This is a genomic window from Cellulosimicrobium sp. RS, from assembly GCF_046159675.1.
GTDB classification, from domain to species: Bacteria; Actinomycetota; Actinomycetes; order Actinomycetales; family Cellulomonadaceae; genus Cellulosimicrobium; species Cellulosimicrobium funkei.
In genome coordinates this window covers 434821-456290 of the sequence record NZ_JBJXVU010000002.1, presented here as the reverse complement: position 1 = coordinate 456290, position 21470 = coordinate 434821, and the positions used below count along the sequence as shown (strand labels likewise).

Genomic DNA, 21470 nt, shown 5'->3' with positions numbered 1-21470 from the left:
TCAGCGCACGGGCCGCGGGACCGCGAACCGAGCGTGCACCGGCGCGGCGACGTGCACGAGCGGCGGGTCGGCAGGCGGCAGCCCGAGGCGGTCGAGCAGGTCGGTGTCGAGGACGTCGAGGGTTCCGCGTCGCAGGGTCCACGGCTCGTGCACGACGGGGAACCGCCACAGCCGCCCGGCCCGCGCGCCGTACGCGGACCACCGTGCCGTGAGCCACCGCACGAGGCCCGACGACGCATCCACCTCCTCGTGCGCGCGCACCTCGGCGTGCAGGGAGAGGTCGCGCAGCCCCGGGTGCTCGTGCGGCACGTGCAGGGGCCCGCGGCCGTCGGACCGGAACCGGTAGCGCACCGCGGACGGCGCCCCGGCCCGGTCGCCGCGCGCGTGCACCGCCGCGCGGGCCGGGTGGTACGGGACGCCGGCCGCGCGCGTCGCGGCGACGAACGCGCGCGACGTCGCCCACAGGCCGAGGAACCACACGCCCTCGGCGCCCGCACGGTCGCGCACGTACACGCGGACGTTGAGCTCGGGGAACGCCGACCACGCGCCCAGCGGCGGCAGCGGCGGGACCCGGACGCCCGCCATGCGGAACGGGTCCACCCCGAGCCACGTCGTCCCACCCGCCTGCTGCACGGTGAGGTCGGGCGGGAGCCAGCCCTGCACGACGGCCGGGTCGACAGGCCAGTGCAGGAACGTCAGGGCCTCCCAGCGCTGGGCGTTCACCACCACCCGCGGTGTCGGGTGCGGCGACGCGCCGGGCGGCGTGCCCCGCCCCGCACCGGGCGCGCTCGGGTGGTCGCTCACCGCGTGCCCGCCGCGTCGGCCGCGTCGGCCGCGAGGCGGAGGTCGTCGACGAGCGCGGCGAACGCCGCCTCGCGCTCGGCGCGGTCACGTACGCGCAGCAGCGCGGACGGGTGGGTGGTGAGGACGACGCGCGGCGCGTCCGTCGGCCGGGGCAGGTGGGCGCCGTCGGACGGCTCGGTGGGCCCACCGCCGCTGGGCGCGCCCGGGGAGAACGGCGACGCCGGCTCCGCGTCGCCGAGGTCGAGGACCCGTCCCCGCTCGGCGGTCACGCGCACGGGCCGCCCCAGGACGGCGCGCCCCGCGGTCGCGCCCATCGCGACGACGACGCGCGGCCCCACGGCGGCGACCTCGGCGGTGAGCCACGGCAGGCACGCGCGGACGTGCGCGACGTCCGGGCTCTTGTGCAGGCGTCGCCCGCCGCGCTGCTCGAACCGGAAGTGCTTGACGGCGTTCGTCAGGTACACGTCGTCGGCCGCGAGCCCGGCCGCGTCGAGGGCGTCGTCGAGGAGGCGCCCGGCCGGGCCCACGAACGGCTCGCCCTCGCGGTCCTCGTGGTCGCCGGGCTGCTCGCCGACGAGCGCGAGCCGCGCGTCGTGCGACCCGCGCGAGAACACGACCTGCGTCGCGTCCGCCCAGAGCTCGCACCCGTGGCAGTCGTGCGCCGCCCGGTCGAGCGCCTCGACGTCGTGCACGGCGCGGCCGCGGGGCAGCCACTCCTGCGCGCCGGGACGCTCGGGCGGTCGTGGGCTCATGGCCCTACGGTGCTCCCCCGCGCCCGCCCTCGCACGAGGTCGGCGCACCGGTCAGAACAGGCTCAGCGGTTGCCGGGAGCGCCGCGCGTGAGGTCCTCGGACTCCTCGGGGTGGTAGACGCACACGTGCAGGGCGTCGGGCCGGACGCTGACGTCGAGCCGCTCGTCCGGATCGATGACGTCGCCGTCGAGCTGGCGGGGCTGCGGCCGGTCGGACACGACGGACACCTCGCGCCCTCGCACGACCTCGCGGCTCGGCACCCGGCTCTTGCCGCGCACCACGCCCCACAGGAGCTGGACCCAGTGCTGGAGGTTCCGGGGCGCGATGATCGCGACCTCGAGCTGGCCGTTGTCGGGTTCCGCGTCCGGGAGGAGGTTCGTCCCGGCCTGGAGCCGCCCGACGTTCCCGACCACGACGGTGCGCGCCCGACGGCGGCGCGTCCGCCCGTCGACGGTGACCTCGACGTGCATCTCGTCGTCGGCCAGGTGCTTGAGCGCGGAGAAGACGTACGCGATCGAGCCCGCGCGGGCCTTGAGCGCCGTCGGCGCGTCCTGCATCATCGCGGCGTCGAGGCCCATGCCCGCCATGATCGCGAACGTCTGCCCGTCGGCCACCCCGACGTCGATCGTGCGCCGACCGCCGCGCAGCACGAGCCGGATGCCCTCCTCGGCGTCCGACGGGACCCCGAGGTTGGCGGCGAGCAGGTTCCCCGTGCCGCCCGGCAGGATCGCCAGCGCGGCGTCGGTGCCCGCGAGCCCCTCGACGACGGCGCGGACCGTGCCGTCGCCGCCGCTCACGAAGACCACCTCGGCGCCGTCCTCGACGGCCTGGCGCGCCTGCCCCGTCCCCGGGTCCTCGGCCGTGGTCTCGAGCCACGCGGGCTCGGGCCACCCGGCGTCCGTGAGGCGCGCGACGATGAGCTCGCGCAGCGCGTCGAGCCCCTCGACGCGGTTCGGGTTGACGATGACCGCGGAGCGGCGCGGGACGTCGTCGGGCCGCCGCTGCGCGGAGGTGGTCGCGGAAGAGGTCGTCTCGTCGGTCGGCACGGACCGAGTATGTCCCGGTCGCCGCGAGGACGCGCGGCCGAGGACCGCCGAGGACCGCCGAGGCGCGAAGACGCCGCGGCCCGTGCCGCGGCCCGCCCGCGGGGGCAGGGCGCGGCACGGGCCGCTGGTCGGTCAGGCCGTGAGGATCTCCGTGCCGAGGGCGAGGCCGTCGCCCTCGGGGTCGCGGTCGACCCGCACGACGTCGCCGTCGGCGACGTCGCCCGAGAGCAGCATCCGCGCGAGGCGGTCGCCGATCTCGCGCTGCACGAGGCGGCGCAGCGGGCGCGCCCCGTACGCCGGGTCGAACCCCTCGAGCGCGAGCCACTCGCGGGCGGCGGTCGTCACGTCGAGCGTGATGCGCCGGTCCGCGAGGCGCCGGCCGAGCGCGGCGACCTGGATGTCGACGATCCGGCCCAGCTCCTCGATCGTCAGCGGCTCGAACACGATGACGTCGTCGAGCCGGTTGAGGAACTCCGGCTTGAAGGACGCGCGCACCGTGCTCATCACGGCCTCGCGCTTCTCCGCGTCGTCGAGCATCGGGTCGACGAGGAACTGCGAGCCGAGGTTCGACGTCAGCACGAGGATGACGTTGCGGAAGTCGACCGTGCGACCCTGGCCGTCGGTGAGACGGCCGTCGTCGAGCACCTGCAGCAGGATGTCGAAGACCTCGGGGTGCGCCTTCTCGACCTCGTCGAGCAGCACGACCGAGTACGGCCGACGCCGGACGGCCTCGGTGAGCTGGCCGCCCTCCTCGTAGCCGACGTACCCCGGGGGCGCGCCGACGAGCCGGGCGACCGAGTGCTTCTCGGAGTACTCGGACATGTCGATGCGCACCATGGCGCGCTCGTCGTCGAAGAGGAAGTCGGCGAGCGACTTCGCGAGCTCCGTCTTGCCGACGCCCGTGGGGCCGAGGAAGAGGAACGAGCCCGTGGGGCGGTCCGGGTCGGCGACGCCCGCGCGCGAGCGGCGGACGGCGTCGGACACCGAGCGGACGGCGGCCTGCTGGCCGATGAGGCGCTCCCCGATGACCTCCTCCATGTGCAGGAGCTTCTCGCTCTCGCCCTGGAGCATGCGGCCGGCGGGGATGCCCGTCCACGCGGACACGACCTCCGCGATCTCGTCGGCGCCGACCTTGTCCGCGATCATCGGCGCGGCCTCGGGGCCGGACGCGGCGAACGCGTCGTCGGCCTGCTCGGCCGCCTCGGCCTCGTCGAGCTCGCGCTGCACCTGCGGGATCTCGCCGTACTGCAGCCGGCCCGCGGTCTCGAGGTCGCCCTCGCGGATCGCGCGCTCGACCTGGACGCGCAGCTCGTCGAGCTTGGCGCGCAGGTCGCCGACGCGGTTGTGGCCCGCCTTCTCGGCCTCCCACCGCGCGGTGAGTGCCGCGAGCTCCTCACGACGGTCCGCGAGGTCGGCGCGCAGCTTCTCGAGCCGTTCGAGCGACGCGGGGTCGGTCGACTCGGACAGCACGACCTCCTCCATCTCGAGGCGCGTGACGGCGCGCTGCAGCTCGTCGATCTCGATCGGCGAGGAGTCGAGCTCCATGCGCAGGCGCGACGCCGCCTCGTCGACGAGGTCGATCGCCTTGTCCGGGAGCTGGCGGCCCGTGATGTACCGGTCGGAGAGCGACGCCGCCGCGACGAGCGCCGAGTCGGCGATCGTCACCTTGTGGTGCGCCTCGTACCGCTCCTTGAGGCCGCGCAGGATCGCGACCGTGTCCTCGACGGACGGCTCCCCGACGAACACCTGCTGGAACCGGCGCTCGAGCGCGGGGTCCTTCTCGATGTACTCGCGGTACTCGTCGAGCGTGGTCGCGCCGACGAGGCGCAGCTCGCCGCGCGCGAGCATCGGCTTGAGCATGTTGCCCGCGTCCATGGCGCCCTCGCCGCCCGCGCCCGCCCCGACGACCGTGTGCAGCTCGTCGATGAACGTGACGACCTCGCCGTCCGAGGACTTGATCTCCTCCAGGACGGCCTTGAGGCGCTCCTCGAACTCGCCGCGGTACTTCGCGCCCGCGACCATGCTCGCGAGGTCGAGCGACACGAGGCGCTTGCCCTGGAGCGAGGTCGGGACGTCGCCCGCGACGATGCGCTGGGCGAGACCCTCGACGACGGCCGTCTTGCCGACGCCCGGCTCGCCGATGAGCACCGGGTTGTTCTTGGTGCGGCGGCTGAGCACCTGCACGACGCGCCGGATCTCGGAGTCGCGACCGATGACGGGGTCGAGCCTGCCCTCGGCGGCCCGCGCCGTGAGGTCGGTCCCGTACTGCTCGAGCGCCTTGTACGTGCCCTCGGGGTTGGGGCTCGTGACGCGCGCGCTCCCGCGGACGGCGGGCAGCGCGGAGCGCAGGGCCTCGGCGGTCGCGCCGGCCTGCTGGAGGATCGTCGCGGCCTGCGACGACCCGGCCGCGATACCGAGGAGCAGGTGCTCCGTCGAGACGTACTCGTCGCCGAGCGCCTGGGCCTCCTTCGCGGCGGCGTCGAGCGCCGCGGACGTGGCGCGCGACGGCGTCGGCTGCGCGACGGCCGAGCCGCTCGCGGTGGGCAGCGCGACGAGCGCGGCGCGAACCTTCTGCCCCACGGCCTGCTTGTCCGCGCCGACGGCGTCGAGGAGCCCGACGGCGACGCCGCCCTCCTGAGTGAGCAGCGCGGCCAGGAGGTGGGTCGGCTCGAGCTGGGGGTTGCCGGCGGCCGACGCGGTCTGGATCGCCTCGCCGATCGCCTGCTGCGACATCGTGGTGAACTTCGTTTCCATAGGTGCTCCGTGTGCTGCTCGAAAAGATCGTCTGACCAGTGGAACGACTCCTAAGTTGAGTGTATTCCGCTCAACTTCGATCGGCACCCCCGGACGCCCTCTCCCCGCCCGCCCGCGTCCCGGAGCGGATGAAGTCCGGCCGCATTCCGTCTCAAAACGGCATCGACCCTCGCCCCGGGCGACGATCCGCGACATGCTGGGCGGGTGAACTCCTCACCCTTGCGCAGACGACTCGGCCTCGGTGCCCTCCTCGCCACCCTCGCACTGTTCCTCACGGGGTGCATGAGGATGGACATGGCCATCACCCTCAACGAGGACGACACGTTCGACGGCAGCGTCGTCATGGCGTTCTCCGACGAGGTCGCCAAGTCGATGGGGTCGGACCCCCAGGAGCTCTGGGACCAGTTGGGCTCCGAGATGGAGTCCGAGATGCCGGAGGGCGCGACGCAGGAGCCGTACGCGCAGGACGGCTACACCGGCACCAAGATCACCTACGCCGACCAGCCGATCGCGCAGCTCGACACCGGCGCCGCCGACTCGATCTCCGTCACCCGCGAGGGCGACGACTACGTCGTGAGCGGCTCGATGGACATGACGGGCGAGGAGTTCAACCCGGACACGGGTGACGCGGCGACCGACGAGATGTCGCGGCAGATGATGGAGGGTCTCGACATCAAGATCGCCATCACGTTCCCCGGCGAGGTGGCGGAGTCCAACGGCGAGGTCGACGGCAACACCGTGACGTGGACGCCGGTGGTCGGCGAGGTCAACGAGATGACGGCGCGCGGCTCGGCCCTGCCCGGCGGCTCCGCGGGCTCCGGCGCCGGCTCCGACGAGGGCACGGACGAGGGGACCGACGACGGCGCGACCGCGCCCGACGCCGGGAGCTCCGACGAGTCCGGCTCGTCGGCGTGGATCTGGTTCCTGGTCGGCGGCCTCGTGCTGCTCGGCATCATCGGCCTCGTGCTGTGGCTCGTGCTCCGCTCCAAGCCCGGCACGCAGGACGGCCAGGGCACCGGCTTCCCGCAGGGCGGGTACCCCGGCCAGCCCGGCCAGCCCGGCCAGCAGGGCGTCTACGGCGCCCCGGGGCAGTACCCGGGTCAGCCCGGTCAGCAGGGCCAGTACCCCGGCCAGCAGCCGTACCCGGGCCAGCCCGGCCAGCAGGGCCAGTACCCCGGTCAGGGCCAGCAGGGCCAGTACCCGGGTCAGTACGGCCAGCCCGGCGCGCACCCCGGCCAGCAGGGCCAGTACCCCGGAGCCCCGGGCCAGCCGGGTCAGTACCCGGGTCAGCCCGGCCAGTACCCCGGCCAGCAGGGCCAGTACCCGGGTCAGCCCGGCCAGCCGCAGGGCTACGGGACGCCGTCCGGCCCGGGCCAGCAGGGTGGCCCGTACGGCGGCCAGCCGCCGGCACCGCCGCAGCAGGGCGGCTACCCGGGCGCCGCGCCGTTCGCGCCCCCCGGCGCGCCGCACCCGCAGTCGTCCCCGACGACGCCGCTGCCCGCCCAGCCGCCCGTCCCGCCGGGCGCGACCCAGCCGCTCCCGCCGCACCAGCCGCCAGCACCGACCCAGCCGCTCCCGCCGCAGCCGGGCCCCGCGGGCCAGGACGGCCCGGGCGCGCAGGCCGGTCCCGACGACGAGATCGACGACGCGACGCGCCTGCGCCCGCCGACCGACTGAGCGGTCCGCACCCCGCACGACATGACGGCCCGCCCCGGGAGACCGGGGCGGGCCGTCGTGCGTCCGGGACCGCTCAGGACTCGACGGTGACCTCGAGGACGTCACCGACGGCGTCGAACCGCACGGCAGGCCAGTAGCCGTCGAGGAAGTGCTCGCCGCACGTGTCGGCGAGGTGCACGACGACGCTCCCGTCCTCGTGCCGCTCCACGAGCTCGACGACGAGGTCGTCGTGCGCCGCGGCGAGCTCGTCGGGCGTCGGCTCCCCCTCGCTGAAGCGGCGCACCACGGCCTCGACCGCGCGGCGCGCGAGCCGCGGGCCGAGGGCGTCGTCCCACAGCGCCTCCGCGGGCACGTAGGCGAGCGCCTCGGCGCCGAGCGCGGGGTCGACCTCCGCGAGCGTCGCGGGGCGCCACGACGGGTCGCGGTCCTTGTCGACCACCTGCGCGCGGATCCCCTCGACGAGGTCGGGCTGCGTGTCGACGAACCAGCAGACGAGCCCGTACTCCTGGGCGAGCGCCGCGCGGAGGTCGGGTAGGCCGCGCGCGCTGCGGACGGCCGCGAGCGCGACGGTGACCGCCGTGGGCGACAGCCGTTCGAGCTCGTCCGCCTCGGCGCCCGCACGCTCGTCGCCGTCCGCGGCGGCCGCGCGCAGGCGGGCCACGATCTCCGGCACCGTGTCCGCCGCGTACGCGGCGTCGATCGCGGCGCGGCGCGCGACGAGCCCGGACACCGGCGCCGGGAGGGCGTGCCGCCGCACGACGTCGCGCACGGCCTCGACGTCGAGCGGGTCGACGCCCGCGCTCGCGAGCGCGGCGAGGTCCGCGCCGAGCACGGGCAGCCGCTCGCTCGGCACGTAGTGGTCGGCGAACCCGGCGTGGATCGCGTCGGCGGCGTCCATCGTCACCGCGCCGAGGGCGAGCATCTCCCCCAGCCGCCCGGGCGCGCGGGCGAGGAGCCACGACCCGCCGACGTCGGGCGTGAAGCCGATCCGCGTCTCGGGCATCGCGACGCGCGAGCGCTCGGTGACGACGCGGACCGGCGCGTGGGCCGCGAGGCCGACACCGCCGCCCATGGTGATGCCGTCCATGATCGTCACGACGGGCACGGGCAGCTCCGCGAGCGCCGCGTCGACCGCGTACTCGCGCCGGAAGTACCGGCGGCCGTCGGCCTGCCGCCCGGCGACGACCGACGCGTGGAGCTCGCGGATGTCGCCGCCCGCGCACAGGCCACGGTCGCCCGCGCCGTCGAGCAGCACGAGCCGCACGGTCGGGTCGACGCGCCACTCGTCCAGCACGTCGGCGATCTCGCCGAGCATCGAGTACCCGAGCGCGTTGAGCGCGCGGGGCCGGTCCAGGGTGAGGTGCCCGACGCCGTCGTCGACGCGGGCGAGGATCTCGCTCGTCATCCGCGTCACGCTACCGCCCGTCGGCGGCCGCGGGCACGCACGACGTGGGACCCTGGCACGGCAGAGGGGTCGGGCCGGCGGTGCCGGCGGCAGCGAGGAGGCGGCGGTGGACGAGGCGACGCGGACGGACGGGACCTGGCGGCCCGACGTGCTGGGCGGGGACTGGGTCGCGCGCGACCTCGACCTCCCGGACGGCGCGGTGGCGACCCTGGTGCGGCGCGACGCCGCGGCGCCCGCGGGCGACCGGCCCGCGGTGCTGTACGTGCACGGGTTCATCGACTACTTCTTCCAGACGCACGTCGCGGAGGCGGTCGAGGCGCGCGGGTACCGGTTCTACGCCGTCGACCTGCGCGGCTACGGGCGCTCGATCGGCCGCGGCTCGGGCGCGCCGTCGCGGCCCGACGACGACCCGAACTTCGTCACCGACCTCGCCGTCTACGCGCAGGACCTCGACGCGGCGGCGCGCGCGGTGCGCGCCGAGGGGCACGACCGGCTCGTGGTGCTCGGCCACTCGACCGGCGGTCTCCTCGCGAGCCTGTGGGCCGACGCGCGGCCCGGCCGGCTCGCGGCGCTCGTGCTCAACAGCCCGTGGTTCGACCTCAACAAGCCGTGGCTGTTCCGCGGCCCGGTGACGTGGGTGGTCGACGTCGTCGGGCGGGTCGCGCCGCGGCTCGTCGTGGGCGCGCTCGACCCGCACTGGGCGGAGGCGCTGCACGCGAGCACGGGCGGCGAGTGGGACTTCGACCTCGCGTGGAAGCCGATCGAGGGGTTCCCGGTGCGCGCCGGGTTCCTGCGGGCGGTGCGCCGGGGCCACGCCCGCGTCGCGCGCGGGCTGCACGTCGACTGCCCGGTGCTCGTGCTCGCGTCCGCGCGCAGCGGCCCGGCGTCGGGCTGGCACGACGCCCTGCTCACGACGGACAGCGTGCTCGACGTCGGGCACATCACGTCGCGCGCCGAGCGGCTGGGCGACGACGTCACGGTCGTCGGGGTCGAGGGCGGCGCGCACGACCTCGCGCTCTCCCCCGAGCCCGCCCGGTCGACGTACCTGCGCGAGGTCCTCGACTGGCTCGAGGCGCGGGTCTGACGCCGCCCCACCGTCGTGTCCGAATCCCGCTAGCCAGGGCGTGGTCCGGCGGGTGAGGATCGAGACATGACGACGACCCCCGCGACGCCCCCGGCGACCACGGACCCCGTGTTCGCCGAGCGCTACCGCGCCATCGCGTCGCGCGACCGCCGCTTCGACGGGCAGTTCATCACCGCCGTGAGCAGCACCGGCATCTACTGCCGGCCGTCGTGCCCGGCGCGCACCCCGAAGCCCGAGAACGTCACCTTCTACCTCACCTCGGCCGCCGCCCACGAGGCTGGGTACCGCGCGTGCAAGCGCTGCCTCCCGGAGGCGGTGCCGGGCACGCCGAGCTGGGACCTCGGGCACGACCTCTCGGCCCGGGCCATGCGGCTCGTCGCAGACGGCGTCGTGGACCGCGAGGGCGTCGACGGCCTCGCCGCCCGCCTCGGGTACTCGGCCCGGCACGTGCACCGCGTGCTCGTCGCGGAGCTCGGCGCCGGCCCGGTCGCGCTCGCCCGCGCGCTGCGCGCCCAGACGGCGCGGGCGCTGCTCACGGGGACGGACCTGCGGCTCGCCGACGTCGCGTTCGCCGCCGGTTTCGGGAGCGTGCGCCAGTTCAACGACACGATCACCGAGGTCTTCGACACGACGCCGGGCGAGCTGCGGCGTCGGGCCCGGCCCGACCGGGCGCCGTCGACCGGTGACCCGCGCCGCCCGCCCGCCGCCGCTCCCGCCGGGTCCACCGCGGACGACGGCGGCGCCACCGCCGCGCTCGACCTCACCCTCCCCCTGCGCGAGCCGTTCGACGCGCGCGGCGTGTTCGCGTTCCTCGCGGCGCGCGCCGTCGACGGCGTCGAGGTCGTCGACCTCGGCGGCCCGCTGCTCTCCTACGCGCGGACGCTCGCGCTGCCGCACGGGCCGGGCGCGTTCCGGGCCACCTACGGGCCGCCGCCCGGGAGCCGACGGCGCGCACCGCGCTTCCACGTGGAGCTCGAGCTGACGTCCGTGGCCGACCTGCCGGCCGCGATCGCACGCGTCCGGCGGCTGTTCGACCTCGACGCCGACCCGGCGGCCGTGGACGCGGCACTCGCGGCGGACCTCGCGCTCGCCGCCTCGGTGCGCGCGCTGCCGGGCATCCGCGTCCCGGGAGCGGTGGACCCTGCCGAGATCCTCGTGCGCGCGCTCGTCGGGCAGCAGATCTCGGTCGCGGCCGCGCGGACGCACCTGTCGCGGCTCACCGTCGCGCTCGGGACGCCCTTCGCGTCGCGGTTCGGCCCGACACGCCTGTTCCCGACCCCCGCGCAGCTCGCCGCCGGGGGCGCGGACCACCTGCGCGGCCCCGCCCGGCGCACGGCCGCGGTGCTCGGCGTCGCGCACGCCCTCGCCGACGGGTCGCTCGCCCTCTCCCCGGCCGACGACCCCGCGGCCCAGCGCGCGGCGCTCGAGGCGATGCCCGGCGTCGGGCCGTGGACCTCCGGGTACGTGGCGATGCGCGTGCTGCACGACCCCGACGTCCTGCTCGACGGCGACCTCGCGCTCCGCGCCGGTGCCGCCGCGCTCGGCCTGCCCGACGACCGCCGCGCGCTCGCCGCCCGCGCCGAGCGCTGGGCGCCGTGGCGCTCGTACGCCGCGATGCACCTCTGGCGCGCCTCCGCGCCCACCCCGACCCCTGCGAAGGAGACCCCGTGACCACCGCACCCGCCCCCACCACCACTACGACGGCAGGCACGAGCCCGGCCGTCACCACGACGCTCACCACGCCCGACGGCCCGTTCACGGTCGTCGTCGATGCCGCCGGCGCGGTCCTCGCGTCCGGCTGGACGGACGAGCCCGCGGACCTCGTCGCGCTCGTGCACCCCGGCCTGCGCCCCGCGACGGTCTCCCCCGTGCCCGACGACGACCCCGCCGTCGCGACCGCCGTCGCCGCCGTCCGGGCCTACTACGCGGGCGACGTGCGCGCGATCGACGCCGTGCCGGTGCGGCAGGCCTCGGGCCCCTACCGCGCGCACGCGTGGGACGTGCTGCGCACGGTCGAGCCCGGCGACCCGGTGACCTACACCCGGTACGCCGAGCTGTCGGGGCGGCCCGCCGCCGTGCGCGCCGCCGCGGGCGCCTGCGCGATGAACGCGGCGGCCCTGTTCGTGCCCTGCCACCGCGTGCTGCGCACGGACGGCAGCCTCGGCGGCTTCCGCTACGGACTGGACGTCAAGCGCAGCCTCCTCGACCGCGAGGCCCGGGCGACCGTCACGGCACCGGCGCGCTGAGCCCGCCGCGGACGGCCCGCCCCGGCATCACGCCGCCGGAGCGCGCGCCGGCTCCGCGGCAGCGAGCGTGAACCGGGCCCCGAGCGTCGCCGCCGCCACCACCCCGGCGGCGGCGACGAGCACGACGTCCTTGAGCACGTACTGACCCATGAGGGTCATGCCGTCGCCGAACAGGTCGCCCGGGAAGAGCGCGACCGGGGAGAGGACGCCGGCCAGCGTGACGGCGAGCACGACGAGCCCGGCCCGCAGCGCGCGACCGGTGAGGAGCGCGAGCCCGACCGCCGTCTCGACGACCGCCGTGAGGACCACGGCGGCGGTGCCGTCGACGAGGCCGAAGGTCAGCGCCTCGACCGTGCGGCGCACGATCTGCTCCGCCGGGCTCGCGCCCGGGAAGAACTTGAGCACCCCGAAGACGAGGAAGACGAGGCCGAGGGCGACCCGCAGGGCCGGCACGGACCAGGCGGCGAGGCGCTCGCACAGCCCCTCGCGGAGCCGCCGGGCCGCGGCGGGGGCGGGGGTGGGCGGGGTCGGTGCGGCGGGTCCGGTGGGGGCCATTCTGAACTCCTCGTCGAGCAGTAGCGTTCCATTTTCCGGCGATAAGATAGCGGACCTGCGATATTCACCGCGCGTGGCCCCGCTCCCGCGAGACGCGGGACGGGCGGTGCGCCGCCGACCAGGGGGGCCGGGGTTCAGCCCCAGCCGAAGACCTGCGTCCAGGCCCCGTTCGCGTGCCCGACGCCGATCTCCCGCAGGTCGCAGTCGAGGATGTTCGCGCGGTGGCCCGGCGAGTCCATCCACCCGCGCACCACGTCCTGGGCGGTCCGGTAGCCCTTCGCCACGTTCTCGGCGCCCGGGTTCGGGTAGCCCTGCGCGTGCGCCCGGTCCCACGGCGAGCGGCCGTCGAGGCTCGTGTGGTCCATGTACCCCTGCGCGTCCATGTCCTCGCTGTGGAGCTGCGCCGCGGCGGTGAGCCGGTCGTCGACGGCGAGCGGCTCGCACCCGGCGGCGGCCCGCTCCGCGTTCGTCAGCTCGACGACCGCCGCGCCCTCCGCCGTGATCGTCCCCGGACCGGCTCCGCCGGGCGCCGCCACCCCGGCGGCCGAGGCGGTCCCGGCAGCCGGCGCGACGCCGTCGGCCGTTCCGGTGCCGGGCGTCGGGCCCGACGCGGTCGCGCCGTCCGGGCCGGCCGGGTCCGCCGGGCCCTCGGCGGGCGGCACGTCCTCCGGGGTGGGCGTCGGCACCGGGTCGGCGGGAGGCTCCTCGGTCGCCGCGGGCGCGGGCGCGGTCTCCGCGGGCGGCGCGTCGTCGGCCCCGGGCGCACCGGGCGCCGTCGGGGCGTCCGCGGGGAGGTCGTCGCGCGCGTCGGCCAGGGTGCGCGACGCGCGGTCGTCGCGCGGGTCGCGCCCCGCGAGCCACTCCTGCGGCGCGCTCCCCTGCCACGGGAGCGCCGCGACGACGGGGCCGAGCGGGCCCACGTTCTCGGGCCGGATCTCGCCCGTCACCGTCGCGGCCGTGAGGCCCAGCGGAGGGCCGAGCAGCAGGGCGGCGGCGACGCCCGCCGTCACCGCGACGCGCGGACCGCTCCGCAGGTGCCGGGCGAACGGACCGCCGCGCGGTCGTGCGGGCGCGGCGGAGGACGCGGGCTCGGGAGACGGCGCGGGCGCCGCCCCCGCCGAACGGTGCCGGGGCGTGCGCTGCGAGGCCATCGCTCGACCCTACCCATCAGGACCACGGATGTGTACCGCTTCGTCCGTTCTGCGCCCGTTCGACGGCGGGGGTCGGCCGCCGGGTCAGACGATCGACGGCTCCTCCGGCGCGGAGACCGTGAACACCGCGCCTGCGATGAGCGGCACGGACGTCACCCGGCGCTCGAGCTCGTCGAGCCGGCGGGCGACGGACGTCTCGGACTCGTCGCCGCGCAGGTCCACGCTCGCCACGAGGTACAGCGCGCGCGGCCCGACGTACTCGAGCCGCAGGTACGTGACGCGCTCGACCTCCGGCAGGTCGCGGATGCCCGCGAGCACCGCGGCGCGCGTCGCCGGCATCGCCGCCTCCCCCACGAGGAACCGCCGGTTGCGGTCGATGAGCACGACGGACACCACCGCGAGGACGAGGCCGACGACGATCGACCCGACGGCGTCGGGCACGGGCGACCCGGTGAGCTGATGGGCCAGGACGCCCCCGAACGCGACCACGAGGCCGATCAGCGCGGCGGCGTCCTCCGCGAACACCGCGCGCAGCGTCGGGTCCGACGTGACGAGCACGTGGTGCAGGGTGTCGCGGTCCGCCGCCCGCGCCTCGGCCCGCGCCTGCCGCCGGGCGCGCAGGAACGACACCCCCTCGAGCACGAACGCCAGGGCGAGGACCGTGTAGGCGACCACGAAGTCGTCCGCCGGCTGCGGGTGCACCAGCTCCTGGATGCCGTGCGTGATCGACACCCCCGCGCCGACCGCGAACAGCCCGATCGCCGCGAACATCGACCACACGTACGCCTCGCGGCCGAACCCGAGGGGGTGCTCGGTGTCCGCCGGGCGGCGCGAGCGCCGGTCGGCGACGAGGAGGAAGATCTCGTTGCCCGTGTCCGCCCACGAGTGGACGGCCTCCGCGAGCATCGACGCCGAGCCGGTCACCGTCGCGGCGACCGTCTTCGCGCCCGCGATGAGCGCGTTCGCGAGGAACGCGACGATCACCGTGACCGTGCTGTCGCCGCCGCCCTCCGGGCGCGCGACGCGCGGGTTGCGCGACTCCGGCTGCGGCGGGGCGGGCATGGGGGCGTCGGGCATGCTGCCGGTCTACCAGCCGCGTGCACGACCCGCGCGCGGAGGCCGGTGGCGCACAGGCCGAGCGCGCACGGGCCGGCCCGGTCCGGCACCGTGCGTGCGCGCGGCGGCGTCAGCGCGCCGGGCCCTCCGCGTCGGCGGGGCGACCCGCGTCGTCGGGCCCGGGGTCGCCCGTGTCGGCGAGCTCGACGCCGCCGGTGGTGCCCGGCTCGCCGTGCCGGTCCGCGTCGTCGTGCTCGCCCGTGTCCTCGCGCTCCGCCGCCTCCTGGTCGCGCGTGAGCTCGTCGACGACGAGCAGGTCCGTGCGGACCTTGCCCGTGCGGTAGCCCGCACGGCCGACCATGTGCGCCGCGACGGGCGACGTGAGGAGCTGGAACACGACGACGAGGAACAGCGTCGCGACGGCGCCCCACGAGCGCAGCCGCAGGCTCAGGCCCGCGAGCACGAGGATCAGCCCGAGCACCTGGGGCTTGGTCGCCGCGTGCATGCGCGCCAGCAGGTCGGGGAACCGCACGACGCCCACGCCCGCGGCGAACGCGAGGAACGCGCCGCACAGGAGGAAGACCGCGGACACAACGTCGGCGATCGTGTCCCACAGGCCGGTGGTCGGGTCCATCAGCGCACCTCCCCGTCGGGCGCGCCGCCGTGGTGCTCGGCGTCGACCGCCGAGTCCCGGTCGGACTCCTCCGCCTCGCGGCGGGCGGCGTCCTCGGCGGCGATCTCCTCGGCCGTGCGGATGCGACCCTCGTCCTCGGGCTCGACCGACGCGAACCGCGCGATCGTCACCGAGCCCACGAACCCGACGAGCGAGAGCACGACGAGGATCGGGATCGTGTCCGTGCGCCGGGAGAACGCGGCCTCGAGCGCGATCGCCCCGACCAGCGTCGTGGTAAAGACGTCGAGCGCGATCGTGCGGTCGAGCATCGACGGACCGCGCTCGGCACGCGCGACGGCGAGGCTCGCCCCCGCGGCGAGCAGCACGGCGCTCACCACGACGATCACGAGGTAGACGGTGTCGCTCATGCCTCGGCCACCTCTCGCGCGGACGGGACGTCGTACAGGCCGGCGGCCCGCAGCTCGTCGTTCGACGCGAACGCGTGCAGCACGCGCGCCTCGAGCGCGAGCGTGTCCTCGCGGACCTTCTCCACGCCGCCCGCGGTCTCGACGTCGAGCACGTGCAGGTAGAGCATCCCGGTGAGGCGGTGCGCCTCGACGACGATCGAGCCGGGCACGAGCGACGACAGCTCGGCCGTGATGGTCAGGTAGATGTCGGACGGGTTCCGCAGCCGCACGCCCACGACGGCACCGCGCGGCGTGTGCCGCGGGTTCAGCGCGAGGAGGCTCACCTGGAACGACGCGACGACGAGGTCGGAGACGAAGCGCCCGACGAGCACGAGGAACGGCCACGGCCGGAACTTCCCGCGCGCCGCGATCGACGGCAGCGGGAAGAACGTGATGACGGCGAACCCGATGATGACGCCCGCGAGCACGTTGCCCACGGACAGGTCGCCCCAGAGCATGACCCAGACGATCGTCAGCCACAGGATGGTGCGCCACTGCGTGGTGACGCGGGCGAACCAGCCGGAGGCGAGCGCGCGGCGGCGGCGGTGCAGGCTCATCCGTCCGCACCTCCGCCCGTGCCGGCGGGTTCAGTGCCGGCGGGTTCCGTGCCGTCGCTCTCGCCCGTCGCGACCTCGTTCGACTCGCCCCGGCCCCGGTCGGAGTCGCCGGGGAACACGGCGTCGACGTACGTGTGGCCGTCGAGCAGCGTCGCGGCGGCGCGCTCGGTGTACGAGTAGAGCGGGCCCGCGACCACGGTGAGCGCGAGGCCGAACGCGACGAGCGCCGTCGCCGGGCCCACCATGCCGCGCGGCAGGCGCGCGTCCGCGGGGATCTCGACGGGCGCCGTCTGCCAGAAGGCCTTGTTCCACGCCTTGACGATCGCGTACAGGGTGAGCAGCGACGTCACGACGGACCCCACGACGAGCGCCCACGTGAGCGGCGTGCCCTGCGCGACGCCCTCCTCGAGGAGGCCGACCTTGCCGAGGAAGCCCGACAGCGGCGGGATGCCCGCGAGGTTCATCGCCGGGATGAAGAACAGGATGGCCAGCCCGGGCGCGAGCTTGGCGAGCCCGCCGAGGCGGTCGAGCGACGTCGACCCGCCGCGGCGTTCCACGAGGCCGACGACGAGGAACAGCGTCGTCTGCACCGTGATGTGGTGCACCACGTAGAAGATCGCGGCCGCCATGCCCGGCTCGGACGCGAGCGCGATGCCGAAGATCATGTAGCCGATGTGGCTCACGAGCGTGAACGACAGCAGTCGCTTGATGTCATTCTGCGCGACGGCGCCGAGGATGCCGACGACCATGGTCAGCAGCGCGAGCCACATGAGGACGTCGTCGACGACGCTGTCCTCGGGGAAGAGCAGCGTCTGCGTGCGGATGATCGCGTAGACGCCCACCTTGGTGAGCAGGCCCGCGAAGACCGCGGTGACGGGCGCGGGCGCCGTCGGGTAGGAGTCGGGCAGCCACGCGGACAGCGGGAAGATCGCCGCCTTGATGCCGAACGCGAGCAGCAGCAGGAGCTGGATGGCGAGCGCCGTCCCGGGGTCGATCTCCGCGTACCGCTCCGAGAGCTGGGCGAGGTTGACCGTGCCGGTCGCGGCGTAGGTCAGCGCGATCGCGACGAGGAAGACGATCGAGGAGAGCAGCGCCACGACCACGTAGATCGACCCTGCGCGGATGCGCTCGCCCGTGCCGCCGAGCGTGAGGAGCACGTAGCTCGCGGCGAGGAAGATCTCGAACCCGACGTAGAGGTTGAACAGGTCGCCCGAGAGGAACGCGTTGAACACGCCCGCCGCGAGCACCATGAACGTCGGGTGGTAGATGGCGACCGGCGCCTCCTCGTCGCCGTCCGCCACGCCCTGCGCGAGCGAGTACAGCAGGACGCACAGCATGACGAAGCTCGACACCACGAGCATGAGCGACGAGAGCCGGTCCGCGACGAGGTCGATCCCGACCGGTGCCGCCCAGCCGCCGACGTCGACGACGATCGGCCCCGAGTCGGCCGCGACCAGGAGACCGACGGACGCCGCGAGGACGAGCGCGAGCGCGGCCACGGTGATGATCCGCTGGGCGCGCGGGTGCCGCCAGAGCGCGAGCGCGAGGCCGGCCGCGACGAGCGGCAGGACGACGGGGAGCGGGACGAGGGCCGCGGCGGTGAGGCTCATCGCGGCTCCTTCCCGTCGGTCCGTCGGTCGTCAGATCGTGCGTCGTCGTCCCGGGCGTCGGAGCCGCCGGTGCGGCCGTCCGTGGCGTCCCCGGCGTCCTGCCCGGCCGGGCCCGACGGCGGTTCCTCGCCGTCCGTGACGCCGTCGCCGTCGCCGTCGGTCTCGTCGCGGACCTGGGCGGCCTCGTCGTCCAGGGTGGCGCCGCTCTCCTCCGTGTCCGCGTCCTCGAACGCGGGCGCGTTGCGCGCGGCGTGCCGCGCGACGCGGCGGTCCTCGAGGTCGTCCTGCACCTCGTCGTGGCCGTGGAGCTGCCACGAGCGGTAGGCCATCGCGAGCACGAACGCCGTGATGCCGAGCGTGATGACGATGGCCGTGAGGACCATCGCCTGGACGAGCGGGTCGCTCATGTCCTCCTCGGGCGTCGTGCCGATGAGCGGCGCGCCCCCGGCGCGCCCGCCGGCGACGAGGAAGAGCAGGTTGGCGCCGTTCCCCATGAGGATGAACCCGAGCAGGACGCGCGTGAGGCTCCGCTCGAGGAGCAGGTAGACGCCCGCGGCGAACAGCACGCCGATCGCGAGGACGAGGACGACGCTGGGCGTCATGTCGATGACGTTCACCGGCGGCCACCTCCGATCGAGTCGGGCTCCATGGCCTCGAACGGCCCCGTGTCCTCGCCGGGCTCGCGGCCCGCCGCGGCGCGTTCTGCGTGCCGGTCGATCTCGGCGCCGAGCGTGCGCAGGATGTCGAGGACGAGGCCCACGACGACGAGGAACACGCCGACGTCGAAGAACAGCGACGTCACGAGGTGGATCTCCCCGACGAGCGGGAGCGCGAGGTCGTAGGCCTCGCTGCCGAGCACGTTGCCGGTGAGCAGGAACGCGACGAGCCCCACGCCCGCGGACAGGAACAGGCCCGTCCCGAGGAGCAGACCGGGGTGGACGGGCGCGGCCTCGCCGAGCTCGTACCGCCCGCCCGCGAGGTAGCGCACGATGAGCGCGATGCCCACGACGAGCCCCGCCGCGAACCCGCCGCCCGGCGCGTTGTGGCCGGAGAACAGCAGGAAGAGCGCGAAGACGATCATGGCGTGGAACAGCACGCGCGTGACGACCTCGAAGATCACCGAGCGCCGTTGCGGCGCGAGGGTACGGCCGGCGCTCAGCCACACGAGCATGCGCGGCTGGTCCTTCTCCGTGACCCCGCGGCGGCGCAGCGCGGCACCCGGGTCGTCGGTGTCGCTCCAGACGCCGGAGCCGGTGGCCGTGGTCGCGGGCCGGGCCCCCGACGCGCGCAGGATCTCGCCGCTGCGCGAGCGCAGGAACACGAGCGACGCGACGCCCGTCGCGGCGGCCAGGAGGACGGAGATCTCGCCCATCGTGTCCCACGCGCGGATGTCCACGAGGGTCACGTTGACGATGTTCTTGCCGTGCCCGAACTCGTAGGCCTCGGCCGGGAAGTCCACCGAGATGGGCGTCGCGACGCGCGCGAGCGGCGCGACGAGCGCGAAGCCCATCATGACGACGGCCACCGCGAGGCCGATCCCCAGGCGGACCCACCGGCTCGCCGCGAGCGGCCGGTTCGAGAAGTACGCGGGCAGGCGCCGCAGCACGAGCACCATGACGACGAGCGTGATCGTCTCGACGAGGACCTGCGTGAGCGCGAGGTCGGGCGCGCCGTGCAGGAGGAAGAGGACGGCGTTGCCGTACCCCGCGATCCCGACGAGGATCACGGCCTTGAGCCGGCGGCGCGAGCGCGCGGCGAGCACCGAGGCGATGCAGATCGCGGCGACGGCGACGAGCTGCGCGGGACGGTCCCAGGCCCGGAGCTGCTCGGGCCACGCGGTCTGCGCGACCATGACGACGCCCGGGCCGAGCACGAGGACCACGAGGATCGCGCCGAGGTAGAACGGGAGCGAACCACGCTGGGTGACGGCCGTGACGTCGGCGGCCAGGTCGTCGAGCTTGCGCATGACCTTGCGGTACGTGACGTCGGCCTCGGGCCCCGTCCACAGCGACGCCTGGAACCGCTCGACGCGCGACCGCTGCCAGAACAGCGCGACGCCGACCGCGAGCACGAGGACCGTCAGCGCGAGCGCGGGCGTGAGGCCGGCCCACAGGACGAGGTGCCCGGGCTCGCCGACGGGGTACGTGTCCGCGTACGGGGCGAGGAGGTCCTCGCCGAAGTGCGGCACGAGCGCCGTCGCGAGGCCGAGGACCGCGAGCACGACGGCCGGGCCCACGAGCAGGAACGGCTGGCGGTGGATGCGCGCCGGGTCGATCGGCGGCTCCTCGGCCTCGACGGCGGGGCGGCGCGCGGCGCCGACGCCCCACGCCTTCTCGTGCGCGTTGGCGCGCGCGGGCGACCGGCCGAGGTGCGGCTTGGACGCGAACGCGCCCCACCAGAAGCGCAGGCCGTACGCGACCGTGAACATCGAGCCGACGACGACCGACCACAGCACGACCGTGTCGACCCACACCGGCCCCTCGCCGTGCAGGAGCGACTCGAGCGCCGCCTCCTTCGCGACGTACCCGGCGAACGGCGGCAGGCCGATCATCGACGCGGTGGCCAGCCCGCCCGCGACCGCGGTCCACGGCAGCGCCTTGCCCACGCCCGTGAGGCGGCGCAGGTCGCGCGTGCCGGCCGCGGCGTCGACCACGCCGACGACGAGGAACAGCGAGGCCTTGAACATCGCGTGCGCGCCGATCATTGCGAGCCCGGCGAGCGCGGCCCCACGCGTCCCGAGGCCCACGAGCAAGATGATGAGGCCGAGCTGGCTCACGGTGCCGAACGCGAGGACGAGCTTGAGGTCGTACTGCCGCAGCGCGCGGTAGCCGCCCACGAGCAGCGTGCCCGCGCCGAGCACGACGACGAGCGTGCGCCAGACCGTCGTGTCCGAGTAGGCGGGCGCGAAGCGCGCGACGAGGTAGACACCGGCCTTGACCATCGCGGCCGCGTGCAGGTAGGCGCTCACCGGCGTGGGCGCCGCCATCGCGGCAGGCAGCCAGAAGTGCAGCGGGATGAGCGCGGACTTGCTCGCCGCGCCCACGAGGAGGCAGACGATCGCGGCGGTCACGGCGCCGCCCGTCGGGGGGTCCGCGATGATCTCGGACATGCGGAACGTCCCGCCCTGGACGCCGAGGATCACGACCCCCACGAGCATGGCGAGGCCGCCCGCGGTGGTGAGGATGATCGCCTGCATGGCGGCACGACGGCTCGCCTTGCGGTCGGCGTAGTGGCCGATCAGCAGGTACGAGAAGACGGTCGTGAGCTCCCAGAACACGAACAGGAGCAGCATGTCGTCCGCGGTGACGAGCCCGACCATCGCCCCCGCGAACGCGGTGAGGACGCCGCCGAACCGCCGCAGGCCCTGCGCGGTGGGCGAGAAGTAGGCCGAGCAGTAGACGAGGACGAGGGCGCCCACGCCGCCGACGAGCAGCAGCATGAGCCACGACAGCGTGTCCATGCGGAAGGCGAGCTCGAGCCCCAGCCCGGGCACCCACTCGATGACCTGCGTCGGGTGCTCCCCCGACATCACGCGGTCGGTCCAGGCGAGCGCGTAGGCCGCCGCGGACGCCGGCGCGAGCGCCATGACGAGGAACGCCCGGCGGCCGAGGAACGAGACGAGTGCAGGCGCGCCCAGTGCCATCACGAGATGGGCAAGGAGCACGTAGAGCACGGGCCGCTCCGTCCGGGTCG

At 75.4% G+C, this 21470-nt stretch carries 18 protein-coding genes; 4 read left to right on the top strand and 14 right to left on the bottom strand.

Features of this window, described 5'->3' with window-relative positions; translation table 11 throughout:
* From ACI769_RS05220 to clpB, 4 genes are all read right to left on the bottom strand, one after another.
* Window positions 1-726, bottom strand: coding sequence for a YqjF family protein (locus ACI769_RS05220; protein WP_409141267.1), 726 nt, complete (start codon window positions 724-726; stop codon window positions 1-3).
* A 74-nt stretch (window positions 727-800) separates the two neighbouring features.
* A complete protein-coding gene (locus ACI769_RS05215) occupies window positions 801-1556 on the bottom strand; it encodes a UdgX family uracil-DNA binding protein (RefSeq protein WP_409141266.1) in 756 nt (251 codons plus the stop codon).
* Between the two features lie 62 nt (window positions 1557-1618).
* Window positions 1619-2602 (bottom strand): diacylglycerol/lipid kinase family protein, encoded by a 984-nt coding sequence (locus ACI769_RS05210; RefSeq protein ID WP_409141265.1) that lies wholly within the window; start codon window positions 2600-2602, stop codon window positions 1619-1621.
* A gap of 132 nt (window positions 2603-2734) precedes the next feature.
* The gene (gene clpB / locus ACI769_RS05205) at window positions 2735-5356 is read right to left on the bottom strand and encodes an ATP-dependent chaperone ClpB (protein ID WP_137279793.1); all 2622 of its coding nucleotides are present in this window, start codon (window positions 5354-5356) and stop codon (window positions 2735-2737) included.
* A 294-nt stretch (window positions 5357-5650) separates the two neighbouring features.
* Between clpB and ACI769_RS05200 the strand changes: the two genes are divergently transcribed.
* Entirely contained in the window at window positions 5651-7033 is a 1383-nt protein-coding gene (locus ACI769_RS05200; RefSeq protein WP_409141264.1) for an LppM family (lipo)protein, read from the top strand.
* Window positions 7034-7106: 73 nt separating this feature from the next.
* Here ACI769_RS05200 and ACI769_RS05195 read toward each other — a convergent pair whose 3' ends face one another.
* On the bottom strand, window positions 7107-8438 hold the full coding sequence (locus ACI769_RS05195; RefSeq protein ID WP_409141263.1) for an enoyl-CoA hydratase/isomerase family protein: 1332 nt from the start codon (window positions 8436-8438) through the stop codon (window positions 7107-7109).
* Window positions 8439-8544: 106 nt separating this feature from the next.
* Here ACI769_RS05195 and ACI769_RS05190 point away from each other — a divergent pair, with 106 nt between their 5' ends.
* The 3 genes from ACI769_RS05190 (at window position 8545) to ACI769_RS05180 (ending at window position 11768) form a co-directional block, all read left to right on the top strand.
* Window positions 8545-9522, top strand: a complete 978-nt coding sequence (locus tag ACI769_RS05190) for an alpha/beta hydrolase (protein ID WP_409141262.1) — start codon at window positions 8545-8547, stop codon at window positions 9520-9522.
* 66 nt (window positions 9523-9588) lie between these two features.
* A complete protein-coding gene (locus ACI769_RS05185) occupies window positions 9589-11193 on the top strand; it encodes an AlkA N-terminal domain-containing protein (RefSeq protein ID WP_409141261.1) in 1605 nt (534 codons plus the stop codon).
* Window positions 11190-11768, top strand: coding sequence for a methylated-DNA--[protein]-cysteine S-methyltransferase (locus tag ACI769_RS05180; protein WP_409141260.1), 579 nt, complete (start codon window positions 11190-11192; stop codon window positions 11766-11768). The genes ACI769_RS05185 and ACI769_RS05180 overlap by 4 nt, the downstream gene beginning before the upstream one ends.
* A 27-nt stretch (window positions 11769-11795) precedes the next feature.
* Here ACI769_RS05180 and ACI769_RS05175 read toward each other — a convergent pair whose 3' ends face one another.
* The 9 genes from ACI769_RS05175 to ACI769_RS05135 all read right to left on the bottom strand — a co-directional run bounded on the left by ACI769_RS05175 (window position 11796) and on the right by ACI769_RS05135 (window position 21450).
* Window positions 11796-12323: a DoxX family protein gene (locus ACI769_RS05175; RefSeq protein WP_409141259.1), complete on the bottom strand. Its 528-nt coding sequence runs from the start codon at window positions 12321-12323 to the stop codon at window positions 11796-11798.
* Window positions 12324-12457: 134 nt separating this feature from the next.
* A complete protein-coding gene (locus tag ACI769_RS05170; protein WP_409141258.1) occupies window positions 12458-13474 on the bottom strand; it encodes a CAP domain-containing protein in 1017 nt (338 codons plus the stop codon).
* Window positions 13475-13558: 84 nt separating this feature from the next.
* A complete protein-coding gene (locus tag ACI769_RS05165; protein WP_409141257.1) occupies window positions 13559-14551 on the bottom strand; it encodes a cation diffusion facilitator family transporter in 993 nt (330 codons plus the stop codon).
* A gap of 109 nt (window positions 14552-14660) precedes the next feature.
* The gene (gene mnhG / locus ACI769_RS05160) at window positions 14661-15164 is read right to left on the bottom strand and encodes a monovalent cation/H(+) antiporter subunit G (RefSeq protein WP_409141256.1); all 504 of its coding nucleotides are present in this window, start codon (window positions 15162-15164) and stop codon (window positions 14661-14663) included.
* Entirely contained in the window at window positions 15164-15571 is a 408-nt protein-coding gene (locus ACI769_RS05155) for a monovalent cation/H+ antiporter complex subunit F (protein WP_061267170.1), read from the bottom strand. The genes mnhG and ACI769_RS05155 overlap by 1 nt, the downstream gene beginning before the upstream one ends.
* Entirely contained in the window at window positions 15568-16167 is a 600-nt protein-coding gene (locus tag ACI769_RS05150; RefSeq protein ID WP_034652700.1) for a Na+/H+ antiporter subunit E, read from the bottom strand. The genes ACI769_RS05155 and ACI769_RS05150 overlap by 4 nt, the downstream gene beginning before the upstream one ends.
* Window positions 16164-17777, bottom strand: coding sequence for a Na+/H+ antiporter subunit D (locus tag ACI769_RS05145; protein ID WP_409141255.1), 1614 nt, complete (start codon window positions 17775-17777; stop codon window positions 16164-16166). Before ACI769_RS05145 ends, ACI769_RS05150 begins: the two co-directional genes overlap by 4 nt.
* Window positions 17774-18394, bottom strand: coding sequence for a Na(+)/H(+) antiporter subunit C (locus ACI769_RS05140; RefSeq protein WP_409141254.1), 621 nt, complete (start codon window positions 18392-18394; stop codon window positions 17774-17776). The genes ACI769_RS05145 and ACI769_RS05140 overlap by 4 nt, the downstream gene beginning before the upstream one ends.
* Window positions 18391-21450: a Na+/H+ antiporter subunit A gene (locus tag ACI769_RS05135; protein ID WP_396049473.1), complete on the bottom strand. Its 3060-nt coding sequence runs from the start codon at window positions 21448-21450 to the stop codon at window positions 18391-18393. The genes ACI769_RS05140 and ACI769_RS05135 overlap by 4 nt, the downstream gene beginning before the upstream one ends.
* Window positions 21451-21470 lie beyond the last annotated feature (20 nt).

Bases quoted from the DNA above. Each gene is read 5' to 3' on its own strand.
- clpB (WP_137279793.1), bottom strand. From the start codon at position 5,356: ATGGAAACGAAGTTCACCACGATGTCGCAGCAGGCGATCGGCGAGGCG.
- ACI769_RS05155 (WP_061267170.1), bottom strand. From the start codon at position 15,571: ATGAGCGACACCGTCTACCTCGTGATCGTCGTGGTGAGCGCCGTGCTG.
- ACI769_RS05195 (WP_409141263.1), bottom strand. From the start codon at position 8,438: ATGACGAGCGAGATCCTCGCCCGCGTCGACGACGGCGTCGGGCACCTC.
- mnhG (WP_409141256.1), bottom strand. From the start codon at position 15,164: ATGGACCCGACCACCGGCCTGTGGGACACGATCGCCGACGTTGTGTCC.
- ACI769_RS05150 (WP_034652700.1), bottom strand. From the start codon at position 16,167: ATGAGCCTGCACCGCCGCCGCCGCGCGCTCGCCTCCGGCTGGTTCGCC.
- ACI769_RS05145 (WP_409141255.1), bottom strand. From the start codon at position 17,777: ATGAGCCTCACCGCCGCGGCCCTCGTCCCGCTCCCCGTCGTCCTGCCG.
- ACI769_RS05185 (WP_409141261.1), top strand. From the start codon at position 9,589: ATGACGACGACCCCCGCGACGCCCCCGGCGACCACGGACCCCGTGTTC.
- ACI769_RS05165 (WP_409141257.1), bottom strand. From the start codon at position 14,551: ATGCCCGACGCCCCCATGCCCGCCCCGCCGCAGCCGGAGTCGCGCAAC.
- ACI769_RS05215 (WP_409141266.1), bottom strand. From the start codon at position 1,556: ATGAGCCCACGACCGCCCGAGCGTCCCGGCGCGCAGGAGTGGCTGCCC.
- ACI769_RS05175 (WP_409141259.1), bottom strand. From the start codon at position 12,323: ATGGCCCCCACCGGACCCGCCGCACCGACCCCGCCCACCCCCGCCCCC.
- ACI769_RS05200 (WP_409141264.1), top strand. From the start codon at position 5,651: ATGGCCATCACCCTCAACGAGGACGACACGTTCGACGGCAGCGTCGTC.
- ACI769_RS05170 (WP_409141258.1), bottom strand. From the start codon at position 13,474: ATGGCCTCGCAGCGCACGCCCCGGCACCGTTCGGCGGGGGCGGCGCCC.